At 68.3% G+C, this 26255-nt stretch carries 21 protein-coding genes; 17 read left to right on the top strand and 4 right to left on the bottom strand.

Annotated elements, in window-relative coordinates; translation table 11 throughout:
- Window positions 1–54: 54 nt before the first annotated feature.
- The 14 genes from pyrR to ACUYM2_RS09680 all read left to right on the top strand — a co-directional run bounded on the left by pyrR (window position 55) and on the right by ACUYM2_RS09680 (window position 17390).
- Entirely contained in the window at window positions 55–654 is a 600-nt protein-coding gene (gene pyrR, locus ACUYM2_RS09745; protein ID WP_479783145.1) for a bifunctional pyr operon transcriptional regulator/uracil phosphoribosyltransferase PyrR, read from the top strand.
- Entirely contained in the window at window positions 651–1658 is a 1008-nt protein-coding gene (locus ACUYM2_RS09740) for an aspartate carbamoyltransferase catalytic subunit (protein WP_481599879.1), read from the top strand. The genes pyrR and ACUYM2_RS09740 overlap by 4 nt, the downstream gene beginning before the upstream one ends.
- Window positions 1658–3028, top strand: a complete 1371-nt coding sequence (locus ACUYM2_RS09735) for a dihydroorotase (RefSeq protein WP_481599878.1) — start codon at window positions 1658–1660, stop codon at window positions 3026–3028. Before ACUYM2_RS09740 ends, ACUYM2_RS09735 begins: the two co-directional genes overlap by 1 nt.
- Window positions 3028–3546: a PH-like domain-containing protein gene (locus ACUYM2_RS09730; RefSeq protein ID WP_481599877.1), complete on the top strand. Its 519-nt coding sequence runs from the start codon at window positions 3028–3030 to the stop codon at window positions 3544–3546. Before ACUYM2_RS09735 ends, ACUYM2_RS09730 begins: the two co-directional genes overlap by 1 nt.
- Before the next feature lie 82 nt (window positions 3547–3628).
- On the top strand, window positions 3629–4855 hold the full coding sequence (carA, locus tag ACUYM2_RS09725) for a glutamine-hydrolyzing carbamoyl-phosphate synthase small subunit (protein ID WP_481601458.1): 1227 nt from the start codon (window positions 3629–3631) through the stop codon (window positions 4853–4855).
- Window positions 4855–8211: a carbamoyl-phosphate synthase large subunit gene (gene carB, locus ACUYM2_RS09720; protein WP_481599876.1), complete on the top strand. Its 3357-nt coding sequence runs from the start codon at window positions 4855–4857 to the stop codon at window positions 8209–8211. The genes carA and carB overlap by 1 nt, the downstream gene beginning before the upstream one ends.
- Window positions 8204–9070 carry an orotidine-5'-phosphate decarboxylase gene (gene pyrF / locus ACUYM2_RS09715; protein ID WP_481599875.1) on the top strand — a complete coding sequence of 289 codons (867 nt, stop codon included), beginning with the start codon at window positions 8204–8206 and terminating at the stop codon, window positions 9068–9070. The genes carB and pyrF overlap by 8 nt, the downstream gene beginning before the upstream one ends.
- A gap of 95 nt (window positions 9071–9165) precedes the next feature.
- Window positions 9166–9483, top strand: a complete 318-nt coding sequence (gene mihF / locus ACUYM2_RS09710; protein WP_481599874.1) for an integration host factor, actinobacterial type — start codon at window positions 9166–9168, stop codon at window positions 9481–9483.
- A gap of 39 nt (window positions 9484–9522) precedes the next feature.
- Window positions 9523–10095, top strand: coding sequence for a guanylate kinase (gene gmk / locus ACUYM2_RS09705; protein ID WP_481599873.1), 573 nt, complete (start codon window positions 9523–9525; stop codon window positions 10093–10095).
- 40 nt (window positions 10096–10135) lie between these two features.
- Window positions 10136–10399 (top strand): DNA-directed RNA polymerase subunit omega, encoded by a 264-nt coding sequence (rpoZ, locus tag ACUYM2_RS09700; protein WP_138769242.1) that lies wholly within the window; start codon window positions 10136–10138, stop codon window positions 10397–10399.
- Between the two features lie 26 nt (window positions 10400–10425).
- Window positions 10426–11709, top strand: coding sequence for a bifunctional phosphopantothenoylcysteine decarboxylase/phosphopantothenate synthase (locus tag ACUYM2_RS09695; RefSeq protein WP_481599872.1), 1284 nt, complete (start codon window positions 10426–10428; stop codon window positions 11707–11709).
- A gap of 79 nt (window positions 11710–11788) precedes the next feature.
- Complete coding sequence (gene metK / locus ACUYM2_RS09690; RefSeq protein ID WP_481599871.1) at window positions 11789–13024, top strand: methionine adenosyltransferase; 1236 nt, start codon at window positions 11789–11791, stop codon at window positions 13022–13024.
- Window positions 13025–13190: 166 nt separating this feature from the next.
- Window positions 13191–15398 carry a primosomal protein N' gene (locus tag ACUYM2_RS09685; RefSeq protein WP_481599870.1) on the top strand — a complete coding sequence of 736 codons (2208 nt, stop codon included), beginning with the start codon at window positions 13191–13193 and terminating at the stop codon, window positions 15396–15398.
- A gap of 396 nt (window positions 15399–15794) precedes the next feature.
- Entirely contained in the window at window positions 15795–17390 is a 1596-nt protein-coding gene (locus ACUYM2_RS09680; protein WP_481599869.1) for an HNH endonuclease signature motif containing protein, read from the top strand.
- A 175-nt stretch (window positions 17391–17565) separates the two neighbouring features.
- Here ACUYM2_RS09680 and ACUYM2_RS09675 read toward each other — a convergent pair whose 3' ends face one another.
- The 4 genes from ACUYM2_RS09675 to ACUYM2_RS09660 are packed head-to-tail and all read right to left on the bottom strand — an operon-like array spanning window position 17566 to window position 21475.
- Complete coding sequence (locus ACUYM2_RS09675) at window positions 17566–18657, bottom strand: glycosyltransferase family 4 protein (RefSeq protein ID WP_481599868.1); 1092 nt, start codon at window positions 18655–18657, stop codon at window positions 17566–17568.
- On the bottom strand, window positions 18654–19583 hold the full coding sequence (locus tag ACUYM2_RS09670; protein ID WP_481599867.1) for an alpha/beta fold hydrolase: 930 nt from the start codon (window positions 19581–19583) through the stop codon (window positions 18654–18656). Before ACUYM2_RS09670 ends, ACUYM2_RS09675 begins: the two co-directional genes overlap by 4 nt.
- A gap of 11 nt (window positions 19584–19594) precedes the next feature.
- A complete protein-coding gene (locus tag ACUYM2_RS09665) occupies window positions 19595–20464 on the bottom strand; it encodes an aldo/keto reductase (protein WP_481599866.1) in 870 nt (289 codons plus the stop codon).
- A 48-nt stretch (window positions 20465–20512) separates the two neighbouring features.
- Window positions 20513–21475 carry a sugar-binding transcriptional regulator gene (locus ACUYM2_RS09660; RefSeq protein WP_481599865.1) on the bottom strand — a complete coding sequence of 321 codons (963 nt, stop codon included), beginning with the start codon at window positions 21473–21475 and terminating at the stop codon, window positions 20513–20515.
- Window positions 21476–21648: 173 nt separating this feature from the next.
- Between ACUYM2_RS09660 and ACUYM2_RS09655 the strand changes: the two genes are divergently transcribed.
- The 3 genes from ACUYM2_RS09655 (at window position 21649) to glpK (ending at window position 25915) form a co-directional block, all read left to right on the top strand.
- Entirely contained in the window at window positions 21649–23409 is a 1761-nt protein-coding gene (locus ACUYM2_RS09655; protein ID WP_481601457.1) for a glycerol-3-phosphate dehydrogenase/oxidase, read from the top strand.
- A 159-nt stretch (window positions 23410–23568) separates the two neighbouring features.
- Window positions 23569–24318, top strand: a complete 750-nt coding sequence (locus ACUYM2_RS09650; protein WP_481599864.1) for an MIP/aquaporin family protein — start codon at window positions 23569–23571, stop codon at window positions 24316–24318.
- Window positions 24319–24400: 82 nt separating this feature from the next.
- On the top strand, window positions 24401–25915 hold the full coding sequence (gene glpK, locus ACUYM2_RS09645) for a glycerol kinase GlpK (RefSeq protein WP_481599863.1): 1515 nt from the start codon (window positions 24401–24403) through the stop codon (window positions 25913–25915).
- The last annotated feature ends 340 nt before the right edge of the window (window positions 25916–26255 follow it).

Raw genomic sequence — 26255 nt, 5'->3', positions numbered from 1 at the left:
CAAATGATCCTTTTTTAATTCCGTCCCGTGAGGCGGGGAAAGGGGAGACGAGCGTTGACTTCTGTTCCAGAAGCACCGGTTCCGGCCAAGGTCCAGCTCAGCAGGGTTGTCCTCAACCAGGCTGACATCGACCGTGCACTCACTCGTATCGCCCATGAGATTCTTGAGTCCAACAAGGGCTCCCAGGACCTGGTCCTGCTGGGCATCCCGCGGCGGGGCTACCCGCTCGCCGTCCGGCTCGCCGCGAAGATCGCCGCCGCCGACCCCGGCGTGGACCCGGCCGCGATCGTCGGCCAGCTGGACGTCACCATGTTCCGTGACGACCTCTCGCACCAGCCGACCAGGCCCCCGTACCCCACCCAGCTGCCCCGCACCGGGATCGACAACAAAGTGGTGGTGCTGATCGACGACGTGCTCTACTCCGGCCGCACCATCCGCGCCGCGCTGGACGCCATCATCGACCTGGGCCGCCCGCGGATCGTCCGGCTGGCCGTCCTGATTGACCGGGGCCACCGCGAACTGCCGATCCGGGCCGACCACGTCGGCAAGAACCTCCCCACCTCCTCCGCGGAGAAAGTCCGCGTCCGGCTCGAGGAAACAGACTCCGCCGGCGGCGAAGCAGTGAACGAAGTCGTTATCGAGGCCACTGCATGAAGCACCTGCTCTCCACCGAAGACCTCAGCTACGCCAACGCGATCCGCATCCTCGACACCGCCGAAGAGATGGCCGCGGTGGGGGAGCGCGAGGTCAAAAAGCTCCCGGCACTGCGCGGCCGCACCGTGGTAAACCTCTTCTTCGAGGACTCCACCCGCACCCGCATCTCCTTCGAAGCAGCCGCGAAGCGGCTCTCCGCGGACGTCATCAACTTCGCCGCGAAAGGCTCCTCTGTCTCCAAGGGCGAATCCCTCAAGGACACCGCCCAGACGCTAGCCGCCATGGGTGCCGACGCCGTCGTCATCCGTCACTGGGCGTCCGGCGCCCCGCACCGGCTGGCGGCGACCGACTGGATCGACGCCGCCGTCATCAACGCCGGCGACGGCACCCACGAACACCCCACCCAGGCGTTGCTGGACGCATTCACCATGCGCCGGCACTGGTCACAGCTCGCCGGCACCCCGTCCGCCGGCGCGGACCTGCGGGGCATGCGCGTTGCGATCGCCGGTGATGTGCTGCACTCCCGCGTGGCCCGCTCCAACGTCTGGCTGCTGCGCACCCTGGGGGCGGAAGTCACCCTTGTGGCGCCGCCCACGCTGCTGCCGATCGGCGTCGAGGCCTGGCCCTGCACCGTCAGCTACGACCTCGACGAGACCCTCGCCCGGGGCGTGGACGCGATGATGATGCTCCGCGTGCAGGGTGAGCGGATGAACGCTTCGTTCTTCCCGACCACCCGCGAATACTCACGGCGCTGGGGCTTCGACGACACCCGGCTCCGTGCCCTCGACAGCCTGGGCCTGAAGGACACCATCATCATGCACCCCGGCCCGATGAACCGCGGGCTGGAAATATCCTCGGCCGCCGCCGACTCGCCCCGTTCCACCGTGCTGGCACAGGTGCGCAACGGGGTGTCCATCCGGATGGCCGCCCTCTACCTGCTGCTCTCCGGGGACACCCGCGAACCAGCGACCACCACCGCCGCCTACTCCAAGGAGAGCAACTGATGGCATCGCAACAACAGGACACAGGCAGCGCCGGCGCCTACCTCATCCGGGGCGCCGCGATCCTCGGCGGACCCGCTGAAGACCTGCTGATCCGCGACGGTGTCATCGCCGACCGCGGCCAGGACCTCGACGCCGGGGACGCGACGGTGATTGAGGCCGCCGGCCTCGTTGCCCTGCCCGGCATGGTCGACATCCACACCCACCTGCGCGAACCTGGCCGTGAAGACGCTGAAACCGTCGAGACCGGTACCCGCGCCGCGGCCTTGGGCGGCTACACCGCGGTGCACGCGATGGCCAACAGCACACCCGTTGCGGACACCGCCGGCGTCGTCGAACAGGTCTTCAGCCTGGGCCGCGCCGCCGGCTGGGTTGACGTCCGTCCGGTCGGTGCCGTCACCGTCGGCCTGGCCGGGGAGCAGCTGGCCGAACTCGGCGCCATGGCAGACTCCCGCGCCCGGGTCCGGGTCTTCTCCGACGACGGCGTCTGCGTCAGCGACCCCGTGCTGATGCGCCGGGCCCTGGAATACGTCAAGGCGTTCGACGGCGTCGTCGCCCAGCACGCACAGGAACCCCGCCTCACCGCCGGCGCGCAGATGAACGAGGGAACGGTCTCCGCAGTGCTCGGCCTCGCCGGCTGGCCGGCCGTCGCCGAGGAAAGCATCATTGCCCGCGACGTCCTGCTCGCCCAGCACGTCGGATCCCGGCTGCACGTCTGCCATGTGTCCACCGCCGGCTCGGTGGAGATCGTGCGCTGGGCCAAGTCGCGCGGCATCAACGTCACTGCCGAGGTCACACCGCACCACCTCTGGCTGACCGACGAACTGGTCCGCAGCTATGATCCGGTCTACAAGGTCAACCCGCCGCTGCGCACCGACGAAGACGTCCAGGCCCTGCGCGCCGGGCTGGCGGACGGCACGATCGACGTCGTCGGCACCGACCACGCCCCGCACCCGAGCGAACACAAGGAATGCGAGTGGGCGCAGGCCGCGATGGGCATGACCGGGCTGGAAACCGCCCTCTCGGTGGTGCAGCACACCATGATCGAAACCGGCTTGATGGACTGGGCCGACTTCGCCCGCGTGACCTCCACCACGCCAGCCGCGATCGGCCGGCTGGCGGACCAGGGCCGGCCACTGGAGGCCGGCGAACCCGCCAACGTCACACTCGTGGACCCGGCTGCGCGCTGGACCGTGGACCCTTCTAAGATGGCAACCATGGGCCGTAACTCTCCGTTTGCCGGCCGGGAGCTCCCGGGCAAGGTGGTGGCCACCTTCTTCAAGGGCCATCCCACCGTCCTGAACGGGGAACTCAACACCCCGTACCGGTGGCTCCCAGATGCCCCCAACATGGCAGCGGCGGTCCGGCCCTGATGGTCAAGGAACTCTCCCTGCTGCTGACGCTGGTCCTGATCGGCGTCGCGCTGGTCCTGATCTGGATCGGCTGGCGCAACCGGCTGCGCCGCCAGGCCGACGTCGAGCCGCTCCCGGCCGTCCCCGCGGAGCTTGGCGGACCGCTGGCTGCCGCCGAGGGCCAGTACGTCGCCTCCACCGCCGCCGGCGACTGGCTGGATCGGATCGCCGTCCACCAGCTGGGCCTGCGCACCAACGCCCGGCTCAGCGTCCACCCCGAAGGCGTGCTGTTCGACCGCTCCGGCGCCGCACCCGTCTTCATCCCGGCGGCCAGCCTCACCGGCGTCCGGCAGGAAAGCGGCATGGCCGGAAAGTTTGTCGAAAAAGACGGATTGCTGGTGCTCAGCTGGCTGCTTGGCGCCAAGGAGCTGGACACCGGCTTCCGCACCCGCCGGGCCGAGGACAAGGCCCTGCTCCTGTCCACCCTCCAAGATTTGATCTCCGCAGCCCCTCAGGCAGAAGCCGATAGTGGAAAGTAACGACGTGACAGACTCCCACGCAGTGTCAGAGACAGCAGTGTCAGGAACAGAAGTGTCAGAACAAACAGTGATTGAAGAAACAGTGACAGCAAACGACTCTGCACCCGCTGCAGCAGCAGCCTCCGCCCCCGCCGTGCTCGTCCTCGAGGACGGCCGGATCTTCCGCGGCCGCAGCTACGGCGCCACCGGTACCGCGCTGGGCGAGGCGGTCTTCGCGACCGGCATGACCGGTTACCAGGAAACCATCACCGACCCGTCCTACGCCCGGCAGCTCGTGGTGCAGACCGCGCCGCACATCGGCAACACCGGCGTGAACCACGACGACGCCGAATCCCGCCGCATCTGGGTGGCCGGCTACATCGTCCGCGACGCCGCGCGACGTGCGTCCAACTGGCGTTCGGAACGCAGCCTGGACGAGGAGCTGACCGACCAGGGAGTTGTCGGCATCCAAGGCGTCGACACCCGCGCCATCACCCGGCACCTGCGCGAACACAAAACCATGCGCGCCGGGATCTTCTCCGGCGACGCCGCCGGCGCCACGGACAAGGAACTCGTGGACGCCGTGCTGGCCAGCGCGCCGATGGAAGGCTCCCGGCTTGCTGAGGAAGTCAGCGTCGACGAGGCGTACACCGTCGAACCCGCAGACTGGGGCTGGGAAGGCGAACCGCGGTTCAGCATCGCCGCGATCGATCTTGGCATCAAGCGGATGACCCCGATCCGCTTCGCCGAGCGCGGCGTCCGGGTGCACGTGCTGCCGGCCACCGCCACCCTCAATGACATCAAGGCCGTCAACCCGGACGGCGTCTTCATGTCCAACGGTCCCGGCGACCCCGCCACCGCCGACAGCCAGGTGAACCTGCTGCGCTCCGTGCTGGACGCCAAGCTGCCCTACTTCGGCATTTGCTTCGGCAACCAGATCCTGGGCCGCGCCCTCGGCTTCGGCACGTACAAGCTCCGCTACGGCCACCGCGGCATCAACCAGCCCGTGATGGACCGCCGCACCGGCAAGGTTGAAATCACCTCGCAAAACCACGGCTTCGCCGTCGACGCCCCGCTAGACGGCGCCACCCAGGCTCCGGAGGAGCGCTTCGGCCGCGTCGAGGTCAGCCACATCAGCCTCAACGACGACGTCGTCGAGGGCCTGTCCTGCCTCGACATTCCGGCCTTCTCGGTCCAGTACCACCCCGAAGCGGCCTCCGGCCCGCACGACGCCGCGTACCTCTTCGACCGCTTCATCGAGCTGATGGCGGACACCAGGAACGCTGACACCAAGACTGCCACCGACTCCAAGACTGAGGACAAGAAGTAATGCCCAAGAGAACTGACCTTAAGAGCGTCCTGGTCATCGGTTCCGGCCCGATCGTGATCGGCCAGGCGGCCGAATTCGACTACTCCGGCACCCAGGCACTGCGCGTCCTCAAGGAGGAAGGCCTGCGCGTCATCCTCGTCAACTCCAACCCGGCCACGATCATGACCGACCCGGAGTTCGCCGACGCCACCTACATCGAGCCGATCACGCCCGAGGTCGTCGAGAAGATCATCGCCAAGGAACGCCCCGACGCGCTGCTGCCCACCCTGGGCGGCCAGACCGCACTGAACACGGCGATCGCCTTGGACAAGAACGGTGTGCTGGAGAAGTACAACGTGGAGCTGATCGGCGCCAACATTGCGGCGATCGAGCTCGGCGAGGACCGCGAGAAGTTCAAGGGCGTGGTGGAGCGCTGCGGTGCCGAATCCGCGCGCAGCCACATCATCCACACCATGGACGAGGCCCTCACCGCGGCCCAGGACCTGGGTTACCCGATGGTGGTCCGGCCCTCCTTCACGATGGGCGGCCTCGGCTCCGGCCTGGCCTACAACGAGGAGGACCTGCGCCGGATCGTCGGCCAGGGCCTGCAGTACAGCCCCACGTCCGAGGTGCTGCTCGAAGAGAGCATCCTTGGCTGGAAGGAATACGAACTCGAAATGATGCGGGACAAGAACGACAACGTCGTGGTGGTCTGCTCCATCGAGAACTTCGACCCGGTGGGCGTCCACACGGGCGACTCCATCACCGTTGCCCCGGCGCTGACCCTGACGGACCGCGAATACCAGCGGCTGCGCGATATTTCCATCGCGGTCATCCGGGAAGTCGGCGTCGACACCGGCGGCTGCAACATCCAGTTCGCCGTCGAGCCGGACACCGGCCGCGTCGTGGTGATCGAGATGAACCCCCGCGTCTCCCGCTCCTCGGCCCTGGCGTCCAAGGCCACCGGCTTCGCGATCGCCAAAATCGCCACGAAGCTCTCCCTCGGCTACACCCTGGACGAGATCCCGAACGACATCACGCAGAAGACGCCGGCCTCCTTCGAGCCGACCCTCGACTACGTCGTCGTCAAGGTCCCGCGCTTCGCCTTCGAGAAGTTCCCCGCCGCGGACTCCACCCTGACCACCACCATGAAGTCGGTGGGCGAGGCCATGGCCATGGGCCGGAACTTCACCGAGGCGCTGCAGAAGGCGCTCCGGTCGCTGGAACAGAAGGGCTCCCAACTGGACTTCAGCCCGGTCCCGGAATGGGAAGTCCCGGAACTGATCGAGAAGGCCAAGCGGCCCAGCACCGAACGCCTGCACCAGGTCCAGCGCGCGCTGCTCGGCGGCGCCACCGTGGAACAGCTGTTCGAGGCCTCCAAGATCGACCCCTGGTACCTGGACCAGCTCCAGCTGCTGAACGAGATCTCGCAGGAAATCCGGCACTCCACCGCCCTGACCCAGGAGATGCTGCAGCGCGCCAAGCGGCACGGCTTCTCCGACGCGCAGATCGGCGCGCTGACGCACAACTCCGAGGACGTCGTCCGCGGCGTCCGGCAGGCGCTGGGCATCCGCCCGGTCTACAAGACCGTGGACACCTGCGCCGCCGAATTCGCCGCGTACACGCCGTACCACTACTCGTCCTACGACGAGGAGGACGAGGTGGCGCTGCACGCCAAGCCGTCCATCATCATCCTCGGCTCCGGGCCGAACCGGATCGGCCAGGGCATCGAGTTCGACTACTCCTGCGTGCACGCCTCGATGGCGCTGCGCAAGGCCGGCTACGAAACCGTGATGGTCAACTGCAACCCGGAGACCGTCTCCACCGACTATGACGTCTCCACCCGGCTCTACTTCGAGCCGCTCACCCTTGAGGACGTCCTCGAGGTCATCGCGGCTGAAGAGCGCACCGGCGGCGTGATGGGCGTGTTCGTCCAGCTCGGCGGCCAGACCCCGCTCAAGCTCGCCCAGCAGCTCGCCGACGCCGGCGTGCCGATCCTCGGCACCTCCCCGGAGGCCATCGACCTGGCCGAGCACCGCGGCGCCTTCTCCCGGGTGCTGGACGAGGCCGGGCTGATCTCCCCGAAGAACGGCACCGCCGTCTCCTTCGAGGACGCCAAGAAGATCGCCGACGAAATCGGCTACCCGGTCCTGGTCCGCCCCTCCTACGTGCTCGGCGGCCGCGGCATGGAGATCGTCTACGACGAGCCGAACCTCTCCCGCTACATCGCCAACGCCACCGAAATCACCCCGGACCACCCGGTACTGATCGACCGCTTCCTCGAGGACGCCGTCGAGATCGACGTCGACGCCCTCTACGACGGCAAGGACATGTACCTCGGCGGCATCATGGAGCACATCGAGGAAGCCGGAATCCACTCTGGTGACTCCGCCTGCGTGCTGCCGCCCATCACCCTGGGCAACAACGTGATCGACCGGGTCCGGACCGCCACCCGGGCCATCGCCGAAGGCGTCGGCGTCCGCGGCCTGATCAACATCCAGTTCGCCCTCGCGTCCGACGTGCTCTACGTGCTCGAAGCCAACCCCCGCGCCTCCCGCACCGTACCGTTTGTCTCCAAGGCCACAGGCGTGCAGATGGCCAAGGCCGCGGCCCTGATCGGCACCGGCGTCACCATTAACCAGCTCCGCACCGCCTACAAGATGCTGCCCGAGTCCGGCGACGGTTCGACGCTGCCGCTGGACGCCCCTGTGGCGGTCAAGGAAGCGGTGCTGCCGTTCAGCCGCTTCCGCACGCTGGAGGGCAAGGTCGTGGACTCCCTGCTCGGCCCGGAAATGCGCTCCACCGGCGAGGTCATGGGCATCGACAAGCACTTCGACACGGCGTTCGCCAAGAGCCAGGCCGCGGCCAACAACGCGCTGCCCACCGAGGGCAAGGTGTTCGTTTCCGTCGCCAACCGGGACAAGCGCGCCGTCATCATGGCCGTCAAGCGCCTCTCGGACCTCGGCTTCGAGATCGTCTCCACCGGCGGCACCGCCGACGTGCTGCGTCGCAACGGCCTGCAGGCCACCACGGTCCGCAAGGTCGCCGAGGGCTCCAGCGCCGAGGGCGAGGGCACCATCGCGGACCTGATCGTCGCCGGCGAGATCGACATGGTCTTCAACACCCCCTCCGGCGGCGAAGCCCGCGGTGACGGCTACGAAATCCGTGCCGCAGCCACGTCGATCGGCATTCCGTGCATCACCACGGTGGCCGAGTTCAACGCCGCCGTCCAGGCCATCGAAGCGATGCGGACCTACGAGTGGTCCGTCACCAGCCTGCAGGAGCACGCAGCGGCCCTCGCGGAGTCGCAGAAGCGCGTCGCCCAGGAACGGGCCACGCAGGCTGCGCCCGCGAACACGGTGTCCCAGCATGCCTGAGGCAGCCACCGCTGAAACGGCCGGCCGGGAGTCGTTCGGCTCCCGGCTGGGCCGCGCCATGGCGGCGCGGGGCCCGCTCTGCGTCGGCATCGACCCGCATCCGTCGCTGCTGCAGCGCTGGGGCCTGGACGACGACGTCGCCGGGCTGGAGCGCTTCTCGCTTACCGTGCTGGAGGCCGTGGGGTCGCTCGCTGCCGCGGTGAAGCCGCAGGTGGCGCTCTATGAGCGCCACGGCTCGGCCGGCATGGCCGTGCTGGAACGCACCCTCGCGGCATCCGCCGAGGCCGGCGTGCTCAGCATCGCCGACGCCAAACGTGGAGACATCGGCTCCACCATGGCCGCCTACGCCGACGCGTGGCTGCGCGACGGCTCGGCGCTGGCCGCGGACTCGGTCACACTGAGCCCGTACCTCGGCTTCGAATCGCTCCGGCCGGCCCTGGACCTCGCGGCGCAGTCCGGACGCGGTGTCTTCGTCCTGGCCCTCACCTCCAACCCCGAGGGTGCCTCCGTGCAGCACGTCGGCGGGGCTGACTCCGTCGCCCGGCGGATTGTCCGGGCCGCCGCCGCGGAGAACGCACGATATGCCGGGGACCTCGGTTCCGTCGGCCTCGTCGTCGGCGCGACCGTCGGCACCGCGCTGACCGACCTGGACCTGGACCTCGCGGCGGTCCGCGGCCCGATCCTCGCACCTGGCCTGGGGGCACAGGGAGCCACGGCGGCGGATCTGCGGCGCACCTTCGGCGATGCCTACGGCCAGGTGCTTGGAACCTCAAGCCGGGACATCCTGGCTGCCGGACCGCAGCCGGCCGCCCTGCGCGAGGCCGCCCGGCGCACGCTGGACGACCTCCGCGCAGCGTAGCCCCTGGCGCCTGCCGGCACCGCGCCGGAACAGGTCCATTGATTTCCGGCGGCTCCAGACGGTAGGTTCAGGACAGCTACGCAGGGAGGACCTCAGTGAGCTTGCGACCCCTCACGCCGCAGGAACGTGCCGACGCCCTGCACAAGGCCGCCGCGGCCCGGGTGGCCCGTGCCGGGGCCAAGGAGAAGCTGAAGGCGGGGAAGCTGTCCATCGCGGAGCTACTCAGCGCGGGGGAGACGGATGAGGCGATCGCCCGGATGCGGGTGGTCGAGCTGCTGGAGGCGCTGCCGGGCATCGGGCACGTGCGGGCCGCGGCCATCATGGAGCGGCTCGGAATTGCCGCCTCCCGGCGGGTGCGTGGACTTGGAGTCCACCAACGCCGGTCGCTGGTAGATTTTATAGACAAGAAATAGCCCGGCGCGCCGAGCTTCCACCACCGCCCAAAGGAATACGTGAGCAAGAAACCGGGACTGACAGTCCTCGCCGGTCCGACGGCTGTCGGCAAAGGCACCGTGTCCACCTACATTCGGGACAACTATCCCGAAGTCTGGCTTTCGGTGTCGGCAACCACCCGCCCGCCGCGGCCTGGTGAGATCGATGGGGTGCACTACTACTTCAAATCCAAGGAAGAGTTTGACGCCCTCATTTCAGCAGGGGAACTGTTGGAATGGGCTGTTGTTCATGGGCAGAACACTTACGGCACCCTTAAGAGCACAGTAGACGCGGCAATTGCAGAGGGCCGCTCGGTACTTTTGGAAATCGATCTGCAGGGCGCACGCCAGGTGAAGCAGGCCGTTCCGGACGCGCAGTTCGTCTTCCTCGCCCCGCCAAGCTGGGAAGAATTGGTGCGCCGTCTGGTGGGCCGCGGCACGGAATCTGCCGAGGAACAGCAACGACGGCTGGAAACCGGTAAAGTAGAACTAGCCGCTGAACCGGAGTTCGATCACACAGTCATCAACGATGACGTACGTCGGGCAGCGGATGAGCTTGTTTCACTCATGGGGCTAACGCCGCACCCGCACTAAACCGCAGGGTCGGATTGGCCCGTTAGAATTTGGAGAATTCGTGTCCACGAACCTTGAAGGCATCATCAACCCGCCGATCGACGAGCTGCTGAAGGCTGCCGATTCGAAGTACGGACTGGTGATTTTCGGTGCCAAGCGCGCCCGGCAGATCAACGCTTACTACGCCCAGCTGCACGAGGGCCTGTTCGAGTATGTCGGCCCGCTGGTCGACACCAAGCTGAACGAAAAGTCGCTTTCCATCGCGCTGCGCGAAATCAACGAAGGCAAGCTCGTTTCCACGCCGATCGAAGCCGCCGCAGAGTAATAACTCTGCTGCCTGACGGAGGTCACGTGCGCATAGTCCTCGGAGTCGGGGGAGGGATTGCCGCCTACAAGGTGGCATCGCTCCTCCGGCTTTTTACTGAAGCCGGCCATGACGTCACCGTCATTCCCACCGACGCCGCCACCCGGTTCGTCGGTGTGGCCACCTGGGAAGCCCTCTCGGGGCACCCGGTCAGCAACAGCGTCTTCGACGAGGTGCACACCGTCAACCACGTCCGGCTCGGCCATGAGGCGGACCTGATGGTGGTGGCCCCGGCCACGGCGGACCTGCTGGCCCGTGCCGCCACCGGCCAGGCCAACGACCTGCTGACCAACACGCTGCTGATGGCCGGCGGCCCGGTGCTGATGGCCCCGGCGATGCACACCGAAATGTGGCGCCACCCGGCGACCCAGGCCAACGTGGAAACGCTGCGCAGCCGCGGCGTCACGGTGCTGGAACCCGCTACCGGGCGGTTGACCGGCGCGGACTCCGGTCCGGGCCGGCTGCCCGAACCCGAAGCGATTTTCGCCGCCGCCCTGGCGCTGGCCGGCGCTCCCGCGGTGCCGAACACCCCCGACCTGCCGGCGCCGGACGCGGACCTTTCGGCTGCGGCCGCCCACCGGCCGCTGGCCGGCCTCACCGTGACCATCAGCGCCGGCGGCACCCGCGAACCCCTGGACCCGGTCCGTTTCCTGGGCAACCGGTCCTCCGGCAAGCAGGGCGTGGCGCTGGCCATTGCGGCCCGCGAGGCCGGCGCCAGGGTCCGGCTGCTGGCAGCGCATATGGACGTTCCGGCGCCCACCGGCGTCGAGGTGGTGCAGGTCGAGACCGCGCTGGAACTGCGCAAGGCGGCGCTGCACGCCGCAGCCGATTCCGACGTCGTCATCATGGCCGCCGCCGTGGCCGACTTCCGTCCGGCCGACGTGTCCGGGACCAAAATCAAGAAGCGCGACGACGTCGCCGACCCGGTGATTTCCCTGGTCCGCAATCCCGACATCCTGCGCGAACTCGTCGAGATCCGTGACGCCGCCTCCCGGAACCAGCTCATTGTTGGCTTCGCGGCCGAGACCGGCGACGCCGACGGCGACGTTCTGGAGTACGCCGCGGCCAAGCTGCGCCGCAAGGCCTGCGACCTGCTGGTGGTCAACCAGGTGGGGCAGGACCAGGTCTTTGGCCAGGACAGCAACGCCGTAGTCATCCTTGCGCGCTCCGGCTCCGAACCCCAAGAGGCGTCGGGTTCCAAATCCGACGTCGCGGCTGCCGTCATTGACCGCATCAGCGCCGAGTTGAACCGGGTTGTTCCGCCCGCTTGAGCGCTGGCGTAATCAAGGTCTCCTTCGCCGGGGGACACACGCCGCAGGACGCCCGTTTCCCAACCAGTAAGGTAGTTGAGTGACTTTACCGCTGCACATCCCAGACTTCCACGGGTCCACGCCCGCCTCGCTCCGGCTCTTCACGTCCGAGTCGGTGACCGAAGGACACCCCGACAAGATCTGCGACCAGATCAGCGATGCGATCCTCGACGCCCTGCTGGCCAAGGACCCGGAGTCCCGCGTCGCCGTCGAGACCCTGGCCACCACCGGCCTGGTCCACGTGGCTGGCGAAGTCACCACGGACGCCTACGTGGAAATCCCGCAGATTGTCCGCGAGACCATCCTCGGGATCGGCTACGACTCTTCCGCGAACGGTTTCGACGGCGCCCGCTGCGGCGTCTCCGTCTCCATCGGCCAGCAGTCCAACGACATCGCCGGAGGAGTCTTCAACTCCCTCGAAGCGCGCGAAGGCCGCCAGGAAGACGACTACGACCTCCAGGGCGCCGGCGACCAGGGCATCATGTTCGGCTACGCCAGCGACGAGACCCCCTCGTATATGCCGGTCCCGATCTGGCTGGCGCACCGTCTCTCCGAGCGCCTCACCGAGGTCCGCAAGTCCGGCCAGCTCGGCTACCTGCGCCCGGACGGCAAGACGCAGGTCACCGTCGGCTACGACGGCGACCGCCCGGTCTCGGTCGAGACCGTCGTGATCTCGAGCCAGCACGCCGAAGGCGCCAGCCTCGACCAGCTCCGCGCCGACCTGGCCGAGCACGTCGTCAATCCGGTCATGGCGCTGTCCAACCTGGACACCTCCCGGTCACGCAACATCCTCAACCCGGCCGGCGCGTTCGTGATCGGCGGCCCCGTGGGTGACGCCGGCCTGACCGGCCGCAAGATCATCGTCGACACCTACGGCGGGATGGCCCGGCACGGCGGCGGCGCCTTCTCCGGCAAGGATCCGTCCAAGGTGGACCGTTCGGCCGCCTACGCGATGCGCTGGGTAGCGAAGAACGTCGTGGCCGCAGGCCTCGCGAAGCGCGCCGAAATCCAGATCGCCTACGCGATCGGCCAGGCCCGCCCCGTGGGGACCTACGTGGAAACGTTCGGCACCGAAACCGTCGACCCGGCCCGGATCAGCGACGCGATCGCCGAGATCTTCGACCTGCGCCCGCGCGCCATCATTGACGCACTCGACCTCAAGCGCCCGATCTACGCCAAGACAGCCGCACACGGCCACTTCGGCCGCGAGGAGCCGGACTTCACCTGGGAACGCCTGGACCGGGTGGACGAACTGAAGGCCTTCTTTAACGCCTAGGAACCGGCCCCTCCGCTGAACGTCTTATGCCTTGAATGTCACAGCTCTGTGATGTGCTGTAGCCAGGCCGCCGACCGGCGGCCTGGCTACAGTCTTTAAGGCGGCTGCCAGCTGAAGTGGCGTTGCCTTTGTTAAACCTGACCAGCTGCTGAAGGAGGCGATCACCGTGACCCCAGCCCGTAACGGCGCCGCCGCGCCCGACGAGCCGCTCCAGCTCTCCCTGCTGCAGGGTTTTCCCGCCTCCGCAGCTGCCGCCGGGCCGGCCCTTGCCGCCGAGTTGCCGGTGGCACGGGTGCTGTTGGAGTCGTCCCTCCCGCACCTGGACCGGCCGTTCGACTACAGTGTGCCGGCGGACCTCGATGTGGCGGCCCGTCCCGGCGTCCGGGTCAAGGTGAAATTCAGCGGCCAGGAACTCGGCGGGTTCCTGCTCGAGCGCACGGCGGCGTCCGACGCCGGCCACCCCTTGGTCCCGCTGTACAAGGTCGTGTCGCCGGTTCCGGTGCTCACACCAGCCGTGGCCGAACTGGCCCGGCGAGTCGCGGCCCGGTACGCCGGAACCGTCAGCGACGTCCTGCGCGTCGCCGTCCCGCCACGCATGGCCAAAATGGAAAAGGAGTTCGCGCCGGCAGGCCGGCTCGACCCGGCCATGTTCGCACCCGTCGCCGGCGGCGCCGGCGGCGCCGAAGGCGAGCCGGGCGGCCAGCCCGGCGCTCCTGCCGGCATGCCCGCGCTGCCCGTCGCTCCGACGTCCGGCTGGGCGGATTACCACAACGGCCCGGCCTTCCTGCAGCATCTGGGCGCGGGCGAATCGCCGCGTGCCGTACTGAGCGTGTTGCAGGGTTTCGGACCCGGCAGCTGGCCCCGGATGGTCGCCGAAGCCGTAGCGGCCGTCCGCCGCTCCGGCCGCGGCGCCGTCGTCGTCGTTCCGGACTACCGTGACCTGGACCGGGTGGAGGCGGCCCTGCTGGAACTATTGCCGGCCGGCGACGTGGCCCGGCTCACCGCCGACGACGGCCAGACCCCGCGGTACCGCAGCTTCCTGCGGGTGCTCAGCGGTGCCGCAGGGGTCGCCGTGGGCACCCGCTCGGCCGCCTACGCCCCGGTACAGAAGCTGGGGCTGGTGGTGTGCTGGGACGACGGCGACGATCTGCACATCGAGCAGCGTTCACCGTACGCCCACGCCCGGGAGGTCCTGCTGCTCCGGGCGGCGCACGAGGGGGCTGCCTGCCTGCTCGCCGGACACAGCCGCAGCACGGAGACGCAGCGGCTGGTGGAGTCCGGCTGGGCCCGGCCGGTCGAAGCGCAGCGCGCCGTGATGCGCCGCAGCGTCCCGCGCGTGCTCAACACCGCGGACAGTTTCGAGCAGGAGCGCGATCCGCTGGCGCGGATCGCGCGGTTGCCGGGGGCCGCATGGCGCGCCGCGAAGGAAGGCCTGGAACGCGGTCCCGTCCTCGTCCAGGTCGCCCGCGCAGGGTACGCGCCGTCCCTGGCCTGCGAACGCTGCCGCGAAGCGGCGCGCTGCACCGCCTGCAACGGCCCGCTGGCCGTCGCCGGGCCCGGCGGCAGCGCCGCGGTGCCTGTGTGCCGCTGGTGCTCCGCGGCCGCCCCTGACTGGCACTGTGTGCACTGCAACGGGGTCCGGCTCCGGCGGGGCGCCACCGGGGCACTGCGGACGGCCGAGGAACTGGGCCGGGCGTTTCCGGGCAAACCCGTCGTCACTTCCTCCGGCGACCGCGTGTTGGCCTCGGTCCCGGACTCAAAGGCGCTCGTGGTCGCGACGGTCGGCGCCGAACCGGTCGCGGCGGGCGGGTACGCGGCCGCGCTGCTGCTCGACGGCGACTCGCTGCTGCGCCGCGAGAACCTCCGGGCGGGCGAGGACGCCGTGCGGCGCTGGTTCAATGCGGCCGCCCTGGTCCGTCCCGCGGCCGAGGGCGGCCTGGTGGTCATCACCGCGGAGGACACGGCCGGCGTCGGCGCGCTGCTGCGGTGGGACCCCGCCGGGTATGCCGGGCGCGAGCTGGCACTCCGGCAGGAGTTGTCGCTGCCCCCAGCCGTCCGGATCGCGTCCGTCACGGGCGGCAGGACCGCCGTCGGGCACTTTACCCAGGCGGTCGAGCAGGCACTGGCGAAGCAAGGCATTGTGCTGCGGTCGGCTGGGCCCGCGCCGTTGCCGGGCGCCGGCGGCTCCGTGGCCGGGGCGCCGGCGGCGGTTGCAGAGCGGCGCGGCGGCGAGGACGTCCGCACCCTGCTGTTCATCCCGTATGCCCAGGCCACCGACGCCACCAAAGCGATGCGTGCGGTCAAGGCCGCGGCCGCCGCGAGGCGCACCGACGATCCCGTGCAGTTGCGGCTTGACGGCGTCGACGTGCTCTAGCGGATGAGTTCTTACAGCGATGGCGTCGCCGAACCTGCGTCGCCGAAGCACTGCCAGGAGCTACCGGTTCACGCCAGGCTGGTTGTTGACGCGGCCCGGCACGGGGCTGTCCGGCGACTTTGAATCTGTCGTTTTGGGCGACTGCGGACCCCGCAACGTCTCTCCGACCGGAGCCTGGCCTGCCTGCGCGCTGGGTGTACGTTGAAGCAGCCTGGCGAACCTTCCATAGAGCGGATGCGACTGTGATTACCCGGTTTGCGGGGCGGCGGCCGGGGCGGCAGCTGGCGTTGCCGTGTCCGGTGCTCCGACCGCCACCACTGCTCCGACCGGCCATGTAACCATGTCAAGTGCGACTATCTCACCTAAATTGTCGGTGCCCGCATCTAGGCTTTGGGTATGAGCAGCGGGGTGGCTTTGAGTGCGGAGATTGGTGCGGCGGCGGCTGTCGCGGCGTCTTCTGCCGTGTTGGCTGCGTTGCTGGAGGGCGTCGGGGCGGGCGGTGATTCGGCTGGTCTGGGCGGGCTCCGCGGTGTTGATCCGTTGCGTGAGGTGGCGGATGCGTGCCTGGACGGGTTGGCGGAGGTCGCCCGGTGTGAGTCCCGGCTCGCGGCGTTGAAGGCTTTGCTGACCGCCGGATACGTGCGCTCCTCCCAGGCCCTGGCGCGGCCGGCGGCGAACCTGCGGGACGCTGCGGTGCAGGAAATGTCAACGGTCGCGGAAATCGCCTGTGTGTTGACGGTCAGTGAACGCGCCGCCGGGGCGCTGATCTGCGATGCCCTGGCCCTGACGGAGGTGCTCCCGCTGACCCTCGCGGCGCTGGGTGCGGGTGGGCTGTCGTGGCAGCACGCCCGGGTCATGGTCGATGAGGCCGCGAACCTGGATGCGGCCGGCGCGGCGGCGCTGGAAGCGCATTTCCTGGACCCGGACGCACCGGCCCCGGCCCGCGGCTGCCCGGCCGGGGAACTCGTGCCGGGCCGGTTCCGGGCGAAAGCGCGCACCTGGCGCGAACGCCACCACCCGGTCAGCATCGAAACACGCCACACGGGAAGCGCCTGTGACCGGCGGCTCGAGTTCGAACCGGACCGGGACGGCATGGCCTGGCTGCGCGCGTACCTGCCCGCGGACACCGCGGCCGGGATCTGGGAACGGACCACCACGGCGGCCCGGGCGCTGCAGGGCCCGGCCGAGACCCGGACCCTCACCCAGCTCCGCGCCGACATCGCCGCGACCCTGCTCCTGACCAACAACCTCCCCCCCACCAACACCAGCCGCGGGGCAACAGGCGGAGCAACAGGTGTGGGCGTTGGCTTGTCCGGGGGTGTGCCGGTTCCGCGGGCGCAGGTCCTGGTCACCGTCCCGGTGCTGTCGTTGCTGGGTGTGAGTGAAGAGCCGGCGATGCTGGACGGGTACGGGCCGATCCCGCCCTCGATGGCCCGGCGGCTGGTCGCCGAGGGGGCCGGGTCGTTCTACCGGGTCCTGACCGACCCGCGCGACGGGGCGCCGCTGGAGATCGGCCGGACCAGCTACCGGCTCCCCACAGCAATGCGGCAATGGCTGCGGCTGCGGGACGGGAAATGCCCGTTCCCGGGCTGTAACAACCCGTCACTGGACAACGACGCGGACCACCTCCTGGCCTGGGCCGACGGCGGCACCACCGGGATCAGCAACCTGGGCCAGCCCTGCCACAAACACCACTACCTCAAACACACCACCGCCTGGACCCCCACCCCGGCCACCACCACCGGCCCACCCGGCTGGACATCACCCACCGGCCGGCACTACGCCAGCGAACAACAGGACTGGGAACCACCCCACTGGCCCAACGGCCTCCCCTTCACCGAGACCAACCCGCCCCCGGGCACCACCTCGACCAGGACCGACCCGGACCACCCCCACCCCCGGGACCCCGGCGGCAACCCCGACCCGGACCTGCCCCCGGACCCGTTCCTGACGGTAACCGCTTCGCTCCAGAGTGCGACGGCGCGGGCGTAACCACTGACGATACGGTCCGGCCGGAGATGCGGCCGGACCGGTTCCTGACGGGAACACCTTCAAACCACGGTGCGGCAGCGCCGGGTGTCGTGCCGCCTGAACCAGGCCTCCGCCTACGCGAACGCGGCGAGCGGCGCAGGGTCTTTTTGGACGCGGTTCAAACCGGAGTCGAAGGCTACTGTCGAAGCGAGCGGCGCGCGCGCAGGGCCACGGCTTCCTCGGCGGCCGCCAGCAACCGGCGTGCGGAGGCGTCCCAGCTGAACTCGGCTGCCCGCTGAACGGCCCGGCTGGAGCGGTCCTTCCAAAGCTCCGGCTCCTCAAGCCCGCGCACCGCAGCGGCAAACGCAGATGGGGAATCCGGATCAACATAGCTGACAGCGTCCCCGCCGACTTCGCGGAAAATCGGGATGTCGCTGGCGATCACCGGCGTGCCGTGCGACATCGCTTCCACCAGGGGCAGGCCGTAGCCCTCCGCCTTGGAGAGGCTGACCAGGGCGGTGGTGCGGGCCAGCAACTCCTCGTACTCGGCATCCGTCACGCCGTTGTGGAACACGATGTGGGCGCCCGCCGGGGCCAGCGCCTCCAGCTCGCCCCTGCGTTCGGGCGCGATCCGGCTCAGCAGGTGCAGGGTCATCTCGGGCAGCTCGGCCATGCCCTTCACCATCGTCTCGACATTCTTGTAGGGCATGAAGGACCCCATATAGAGCAGCGTCTTGTCTGCCCCGGCACCCGGGTCCCTAGGGGTGAGTCCTGGCTGCGGGGCGTTCCCGACGATCCGGACCGGCCGCTTCGTCAGGCGGTACTTCGCCATCAGGGCCTCGGTGGTGGAACTGATGGTCGCGACCACGTCGGCCCGGTTCAGCAGCACCCGCTGGGGCCAGAACGCCTTGTGATAGAGCCGCCAGAGAACCCGGACCGGGGCCGGGAGGAAACCGGGAGGCGCGGGGTGCTCGTAGTAGATCAGGTCGTGAAGGGTCAGGACCAGGGCGTACTTCCGGCCCCAGCTGCCCATGGTCTGCATTGGACACACCACGACCTCGGCCCCCAACGGGTTGACCTTGGCCGCCACGAACAACTCCGCCGGTGAGAGCGGGCTGTTGATCAGGGTGTAGGGCACGTCCGGCAGCAGGGCCAGTTGGCGGGTGTCGCTGATGAGCATCGAGACGTCCGCGATCTTGGCGGTGGCGGCGATAAGGCTTGCGCCGTAGCGGCTGATGCCGTCGTGGTGGTCGAGCCTGGTGAAGCGGGCGTCAATGAGGATTTTCACGCGGCGTGGTCCTTCAAGAAGCGTCGGATGAAACCCGCGGCGGGTTCCGGGGTTTCGTAATGGATCAGGTGCCCGACGCCGGGAATGACTTCGAGGGTTCCGTCCGGCAGCAGCGGGAGCAGTTTGTGCTGGTCGGGGAGGGCGGCGATCTCATCCTTCTCGCCGGCCACGAGCAACACCGGCAGGTCAAGCCGCGGAGCCACCTCCGCGACGTTGCTGCTGACCGAGGCCTTAAAGGCTTCGAGGAGGCTGTCGCGGTTGGCGAAAGCGGAGAAGTAGGCGCTGTGCTGGGCGTGGACGAACTGCCGGAGCGTCTTGTCCTTGGTTTTGGCCATGGTCTCACTCATCACGCGGACGATCAGCTGGTTGCGCAGCAGCGCGTTCCCGAGGGCCCGGGGGAGCCGGGCGGCCGCCTCGTAGTAAAGTACCGCTGCTTTGGTCATCAGCCCCTTGGGCCCTTCCAGGGCGGGCGCGGCGATGGGGTTGACCAAGATCAGTTCAGCGACCGCGCCGGGATGGTCGGCGACGAAGTGGCTGGCGATGATCGAACCGAAGGAGTGGCCCAGCAGAACGGTGTCCGGGCCCAGCCCGAGGGCCGTCATGAAGTCACTGATGAAGCCGCCGTAGCCGCTGACGCTGTGCCCGCCGGCGGGGAAGGCGGCGGAGACGCCGAATCCTGGAAGGTCGGGCATAATGAGGCGCATTTCGGGCAGCTGGTCCACCACCCGGAGCAGGCCATGGTGGTCGCCGCGGAAGCCGTGGATCACGAGGATAGTCCGGGTGGCAGCGGTCTCACGGACCGGCTCGTAGCTCCAGTAAGCGATCCGGGTGCCGTTCAGCTCCACCGCGGAAGCGCTGCTGCGGTTGTCGAGTTCGGCGCTGAGCAGCGGAGACGGGGGCGGGGGCTCGGTGGCCACGTGTTCCATTCGTTGAGGTCCTAGTTGACGTCGTCGGGGTTGGATCCGGTGCGGAATCCCCGGTCCAGGCCGGCGAGGGCGTCCAGGTCCGCGGCGCTGAGGCTGAACCCGAAGATGTCGTGGTTTTCGCGGATCCGGGCGTAGGAACTGGCCTTGGGGATCACCACGTTGCCCAGCTCCAGGTGCCAGCGCAGGATCACCTGCGCTGCGGTACGGCGGTGAGCCGCGGCGAGCTCCAAGACCACAGGATCCTGCAGCACTTGGCCCCGCCCCAGCGGGCTCCAGGCCTCCGTGGTGATGCCCAGCGAGGCGTGCAGGGACCGCAGTTCTGCCTGCTGCAGCCAAGGGTGGAGCTCAATCTGGTTGACCGCGGGCACTACCTCCGCTCCCTGGAGCAGACGGTCCAGATGTTCCGGCTGGAAGTTGGACACCCCAATGGCGCGGACTTTCCCTTCCCGGTACAGCGTCTCAAGGGCGCGGTAACTCTCCGGGAAGAGTCCACGCCGGGCGCACGGCCAGTGGATCAGGTAGAGATCCACATACTCCAGGCCCAGCTTGGCGATCGAGGTGTCAAAGGCCCGCAGCGTCGCCTCGTAGCCCTGGTCGTCATTCCAGAGCTTGGTCGTCACGAAGAGATCCTCCCGGGCGAGGGCGGAGTGCAACTCACCGGAGCCGCCGGCGGAACCGTCGAAGGCGGACAGCGCCCCGATTGCCCGTCCCACGCCCGTCTCGTTCCCGTACATGGCCGCTGTGTCGAAGTGCCGGTAGCCGGCCTCCAGGGCCATGGTAACGAGCCCAGCGGCGTCGGCGGGCGGAACCTTATAGAGCCCGAACCCGAGACGGTCCATCTTCACACCGTTGTTCAGGGTCAACCGGGGGGAGAGTCTCATAGCAACGACTCTACCCATTCCAGCGGCCTGGCCGGTGGCGCCCGGCCGTCAGGACAGGCCCCCGGAACTGACCAGCCGCCGCGCGCTGGCCTCGTCGAGGATGAGGTCGGTGGCCAGGCCGGCGGCCAGCGCGCCGCGGAGCCCGTTGATCTTGGACGCGCCGGACACCACGCAGATCCGGCGCCGGACCTGCCGCAGCTGGGCCAGGTCCGGTCCGGTGGAGCGTTCATTGAGCGTGATCCCGTCGGATGAACCGTCGGCGCGGAAGAACACCGTCGCGACGTCGCCCACGACGTCGGAGTCCGCCAGCACGCTCAGGTCGTCCTCGTCCAGATAGCCGCCGGCGTAGACGTGGCTGGGGTAGTCGGCGTCGACCGATCCCACCCCGAAAATGGCGATGCTCATCCGGGACTGCAGCTGCAGGATGCGTTGCACACTGCGTTCATTCCACATGGCTTTCTTGGTTGAGGCGTGGTCGAAGAACGCCGGTACCGGGAACTGTTCCACGCGGGCCCCGTAGGCGCTGCCGAAACGACGCATGATGTCCGAGGCGTAGGTGATTCCTGTGGTTTGCATGTTTCCGGCGCCGTTGAGCTGGACGATGATGCTGTCGTGCGTGATCTTCCGGGTCAGGTGCCGGCTGACCGCGCTCAGGGTGGAGCCCCACGCCACTCCGATGATGGCGTTCGAGTCCACCAGGGGGCCGATGGTGCGCGCAGCCTGCATCGCCACCCGGTCCAGTGTCTCCGCCTCATTGAGGGTGTCCACGACCGGGACGACGTGAACGTCGACCTTGTATTGGGCACGGATCATGCTGGCGAGTTCGGGTCCGGTGTCCAGCGGGCTGCGGATCTGGATCTGCACGAGGCCGGATTCCCGGGCAGCCGAGAGCAGCCGCGAGACGGTCGAGCGGGAGGTGCGGAGCTCCCGGGCGATGGCGTCCATGGTCAGGTCCTGCAGGTAATACAACTGGGCGGCGCGGAGGGCGTCCGACGGGCGGGTTGGCGACATTCCAGATCCGTTCTGCACGTTTGTGCATAGTGCTTGACTCCATTTTCCATTAGTCCAAAGAATAGTGTTGAACGGCGGCGGGCCCGGTGGGCGCGCCGCACAGCACCAATCCCCAAGGAGCAGTTTTGGGAAACAAGGCAACACCGGGCAATCCGGCGTCGAGCACTCAGCGCATGTCCGTGCAGCAGTTGCGGAACCGGCCCCACGCGCAGGTGCTCATCATCGGCGGCGGTATCAACGGAGTCGGAACCTTCCGCGACCTCGCCCTGCAAGGCGTCGACGTTGCCCTCGTCGAACGCGGCGACTTCTGCCAGGGCGCCAGCGGCGCCTCCTCGCACATGATCCACGGCGGCATCCGGTACCTCGAAAACGGCGAGTTCCGCCTGGTCCAGGAGTCCGTCGTCGAACGCAACCGGCTGCTCCGCATCGCCCCGCACTACGTCAAGCCGCTGCAGACCACCATCCCCATCTTCAGCACGTTCTCCGGCATCCTCGCCGCACCGCTGCGGTTCCTGACCCATAAGCAGGGCAAGCACACCGAACGGGGCGCCTTCCTGATCAAGCTGGGCCTGAGCATGTACGACTTCTTCTCCCGCGATGGCGGCACCGTGCCGCGCCACCAGTTCCGCGGCCGCAAGCGCGCGCTGGCCGAACTGCCCCGGCTGCACCCGGGCATCAAGTACGCCGCGACCTACTTCGACGCCTCGGTGCACAACCCCGAACGGCTCACCCTGGACGTGCTTCAGGACGGGGAGAAGGCCGGCCAAGCGGGCGGCAACGGCGCCCGTGCCAGCAACTACCTCTCCCTGGTGTCGATGGACGGCGGGGCCGCAAGGAACGGGAAGTCCGGCACGGTCCAGCTCCGCGACGAACTCACCGGCGACGTCTTCGACTTCAGCGCCGACGTCGTCGTCAACACCACAGGCGCCTGGGTGGACCTGACCAACCAGGCCATGGGCGCCGAGTCGGCGTTCATGGGCGGCACGAAGGGCTCCCACATCGTGCTGGACCACCCCGGGCTGCTTGAGGCCTGCCAGGGCCGGGAGATCTTCTTCGAGCACACGGACGGCAGGATCGTGCTGATCTACCCGATGGGCGACCGCGTCCTGGTCGGCACCACCGACGTCGACGCCGACCTGTCCGAGGACACCGTCTGCACGGACGCCGAGATCGACTACTTCTTCGACCTCATCGGACACGTCTTCCCGGACGTCCCGGTGGACCGCGAGCAGATCGTCTACACCTTCTCCGGCGTGCGTCCGCTGCCCCGGCACGACGCCACCCAGCCCGGCTTCGTCAGCCGCGACTATCGGATCGAACGCCGCGGCCCCGCCCGCAGCAGCGGGCAGGGCAAGGCCGGCGGCAGCGGTCAGCGGGACGCCGTCGTGCTCAGCCTGGTCGGCGGGAAGTGGACCACTTTCCGGGCCCTCGCCGAACACCTCAGCAACGACGTCCTCGCCGAACTCGGACTCGAACGCAAGGTCTCGACGGCGAAGCTCGCCATTGGCGGCGGTGCCAGCTTCCCGGAAACCGAGGAGGGCGTACAGCGCTGGATCAAGGCCCACATGGGGGCCGGCCGGGACGCGGACCGCACCGCGGGCCTGCTGACCCGCTACGGCACCCGCGCGGTGGACGTGATGGCCTACCTCGACGCCGGGCCCGATCGCCTGCTGCACTCCACCCGGGAGCTGAGCGTTCGTGAGTTGGAATTCATGGCAGCCCACGAACAGCTCGGACACCTGGTGGACGTACTGATCCGCCGCACCTCGCTTGCTTTCCGCGGCCTCGTGACCGGTGAACTGCTGAACGAGGTCGCCGAGATCCTGTCCGGGCCGCTGGGCTGGAACGCTTCGACCCGGACCGCCGAGATCGCCCATGCCCAGGAGGTGCTCCACCGGTTCCACGGCGTCCAGGTGCACAGCCTGGTCGCCTAACAACTTGCGTGCCCGGAGGGTGGTCCTTCCGGACACAAGGGCTGCGGGGTTTCTCCCAGGGGGACCCCGCAGTGGCCGGCCGGCAGCGCGAAACCGCTGCCGGCCCAACGGCCCTTCAAACTCGCGAAGGGCTGACAACAGAAAATAGAGGAGTCAAAGATGTCTCTTGGAATAGTTTTCCTGTCCGAAGTATTCGGCACCGCAATGCTGACCCTGCTGGGTTGCGGCGTTGTGGCCAACGTCGCCCTGAAAGGTACGAAAGGCAACAACGGCGGGTTCCTGATGGTCACCTGGGGATGGGGCATTGCCGTCTTCGCCGGTGTCTTCGTTGCAGCCAAGTCCGGGGCGCACCTGAACCCGGCCGTCACCTTCGGCCTGCTGCTCAACGGCAAGAAGGAGTACGCCCCCGGCGTCGCGGTCGACTTCGCCTCCACCCTGACCTACTTCGGCGGTGAACTGCTGGGAGCCTTCCTCGGTGCCGTGGTGATGTGGTTGGCCCACAAGCAGCACTTTGATGTCGAACCGGAGCCCGCCAGCAAGCTGGGCGTGTTCTCCACCGGACCCGCCATCCGCTCCACCCCGTGGAACCTGATCACGGAAATCATCGGCACCTTCGTGCTCGTCTTCGTCATCCTTACCTTCGGCGGCACGCCCTCGGGCCTCGGCCCGCTCGCTGTGGCGCTGCTGGTTGTCGGCATCGGTGTTTCGCTCGGCGGCCCCACCGGCTACGCCATCAACCCCGCCCGTGACCTTGGCCCGCGCATCGCCCACGCCCTGCTCCCCATCAAGGGCAAGGGGTCCTCGGACTGGAGCTACTCGTGGATCCCGGTCGTTGGACCGCTGGTCGGCGGCGGACTCGCCGGCATCGTGGCAGCGGTGGTGCCGATCATCGCCACCGCCGCAGCCTGATCCTGCTGCAGCGAACCCCTGAACAACACCCGTTAGAACTGCATCACTTCAACCGCCAGGCCCAACAGACAAGGACGTCAACGTGAACCAGTATGTAATTGCCATTGACCAGGGAACCACAAGCACCCGCGCCATCGTGTTTGACCACAGCGGCAACATCGTTTCATCCGGCCAGATGGAACACGAGCAGATTTTCCCGCAGGCCGGCTGGGTGGAGCATGACCCCGCCGAGATCTGGAACAACACCCGCGAGGTCATCGCTTCCGCACTGTCCAAGGCGAACCTAACCCGCCACGACATCGCCGCCGTGGGCATCACCAACCAGCGTGAAACCGCGGTGGTCTGGGACAAGACCACCGGCAAAGCCGTCTACAACGCGATCGTCTGGCAGGATACCCGCACCCAGCCGATCGTCGACGAACTGGCCAAGGACGGCGGCCCGGAGCGCTTCAAGCAGAAGGTCGGCCTGCCGCTGGCCACCTACTTCTCCGGCACCAAGATCAAATGGATCCTCGACAATGTCGAGGGCGCCCGGGCCAAGGCGGAAGCCGGCGACCTGGTCTTCGGCAACACGGACAGCTGGGTGCTGTGGAACCTTACCGGCGGCACCGACGGCGGCGTCCACGTCACCGACGTGACCAACGCGTCCCGGACCATGTTCATGGACCTCGAGACGCTGTCCTGGGACCAGGAAATCCTTGACGCGTTCGGGGTTCCGGCGTCCATGATGCCCGCCATCAAGTCCTCCTCCGAGGTCTACGGCACCGTCCACACCTCGCAGCTGCTGCGTGAAGTGCCGGTCGCCGGCATCCTCGGCGACCAGCAGGCGGCAACGTTCGGCCAGGCCGCGTTCGACACCGGCGAGGCCAAGAACACCTACGGCACGGGCTGCTTCCTCATCTTTAACACCGGCGAGGAAATCGTCCACTCCAAGAACGGGCTGCTGACCACCGTCGGCTACAAGCTCGGCGACGCCAAACCGCACTACGCGCTGGAAGGCTCCATCGCCGTGACCGGCTCGCTGGTGCAGTGGCTGCGCGACAACCTGGGCATGATCAGCAGCGCCCCGGAGGTCGAAACGCTGGCGGCCGCGGTCAAGGACAACGGCGGCGTGTACATCGTGCCGGCGTTCTCCGGCCTGTTCGCACCGTACTGGCGCTCCGACGCCCGCGGCGCGATCGTCGGCCTGACCCGGTTCGTGAACAAGAACCACATCGCCCGTGCCGCGCTGGAGGCCACCGCTTTCCAGACCCGCGAGGTGCTCGACGCCGTCAACGCCGACTCAGGCGTGCCGCTGACGGAACTCAAGGTCGACGGCGGCATGGTCGCCAATGACGCGCTCATGCAGTTCCAGGCCGACATCCTGGGCGTGCCGGTGATCCGGCCTAAGGTCGTCGAGACCACCTCGCTCGGTGCCGCCTACGCCGCCGGCCTGGCCGTCGGCTTCTGGAAGGACCTGGGCGAGTGCTCCGCCAACTGGTCCGAGGACAAGCGCTGGGAGCCGCAGATGGACCAGGCCGAACGCGAGCGCCAGATGCGTCTGTGGAAGAAGGCCGTCACCAAGTCCATGGACTGGGTCGACGAGGACGTGAAGTAGGTCCCAGCCTCTGTCGAGGGAGGCCGCACCCGCCCCGCCCGCTTCGCGGTGCCCACCACAGCCTGGCGGGGTGCGGCCTCCCTCTCCAGTGCGTCCATACTTCAGCCGCTCGTGGCGGCTTACCTAGCGCTGGCGGGGCGTGCGCTAAAGTAGTCGTATGCGTGCGATCCTCCTGCTTAGCTAGCCGCCCGGCATCCCGACGAAAACCCGGATTGCCGAGCGGCAGCCCCTCCGTGTCGAGGGGCTTTTGTGTGTCCGGGACAGTTACCGGAACTTAGCAGGGGACCAAGGGATCAGGCGGGACAGTCCTGATCCGACAAGATCGAAAGAACAGAAGAGG

Source organism: Arthrobacter sp. SD1074B (assembly GCF_056780195.1).
Note: the sequence above shows the minus strand (reverse complement) of the source record. Positions and strands in the feature narration are given on the sequence as shown.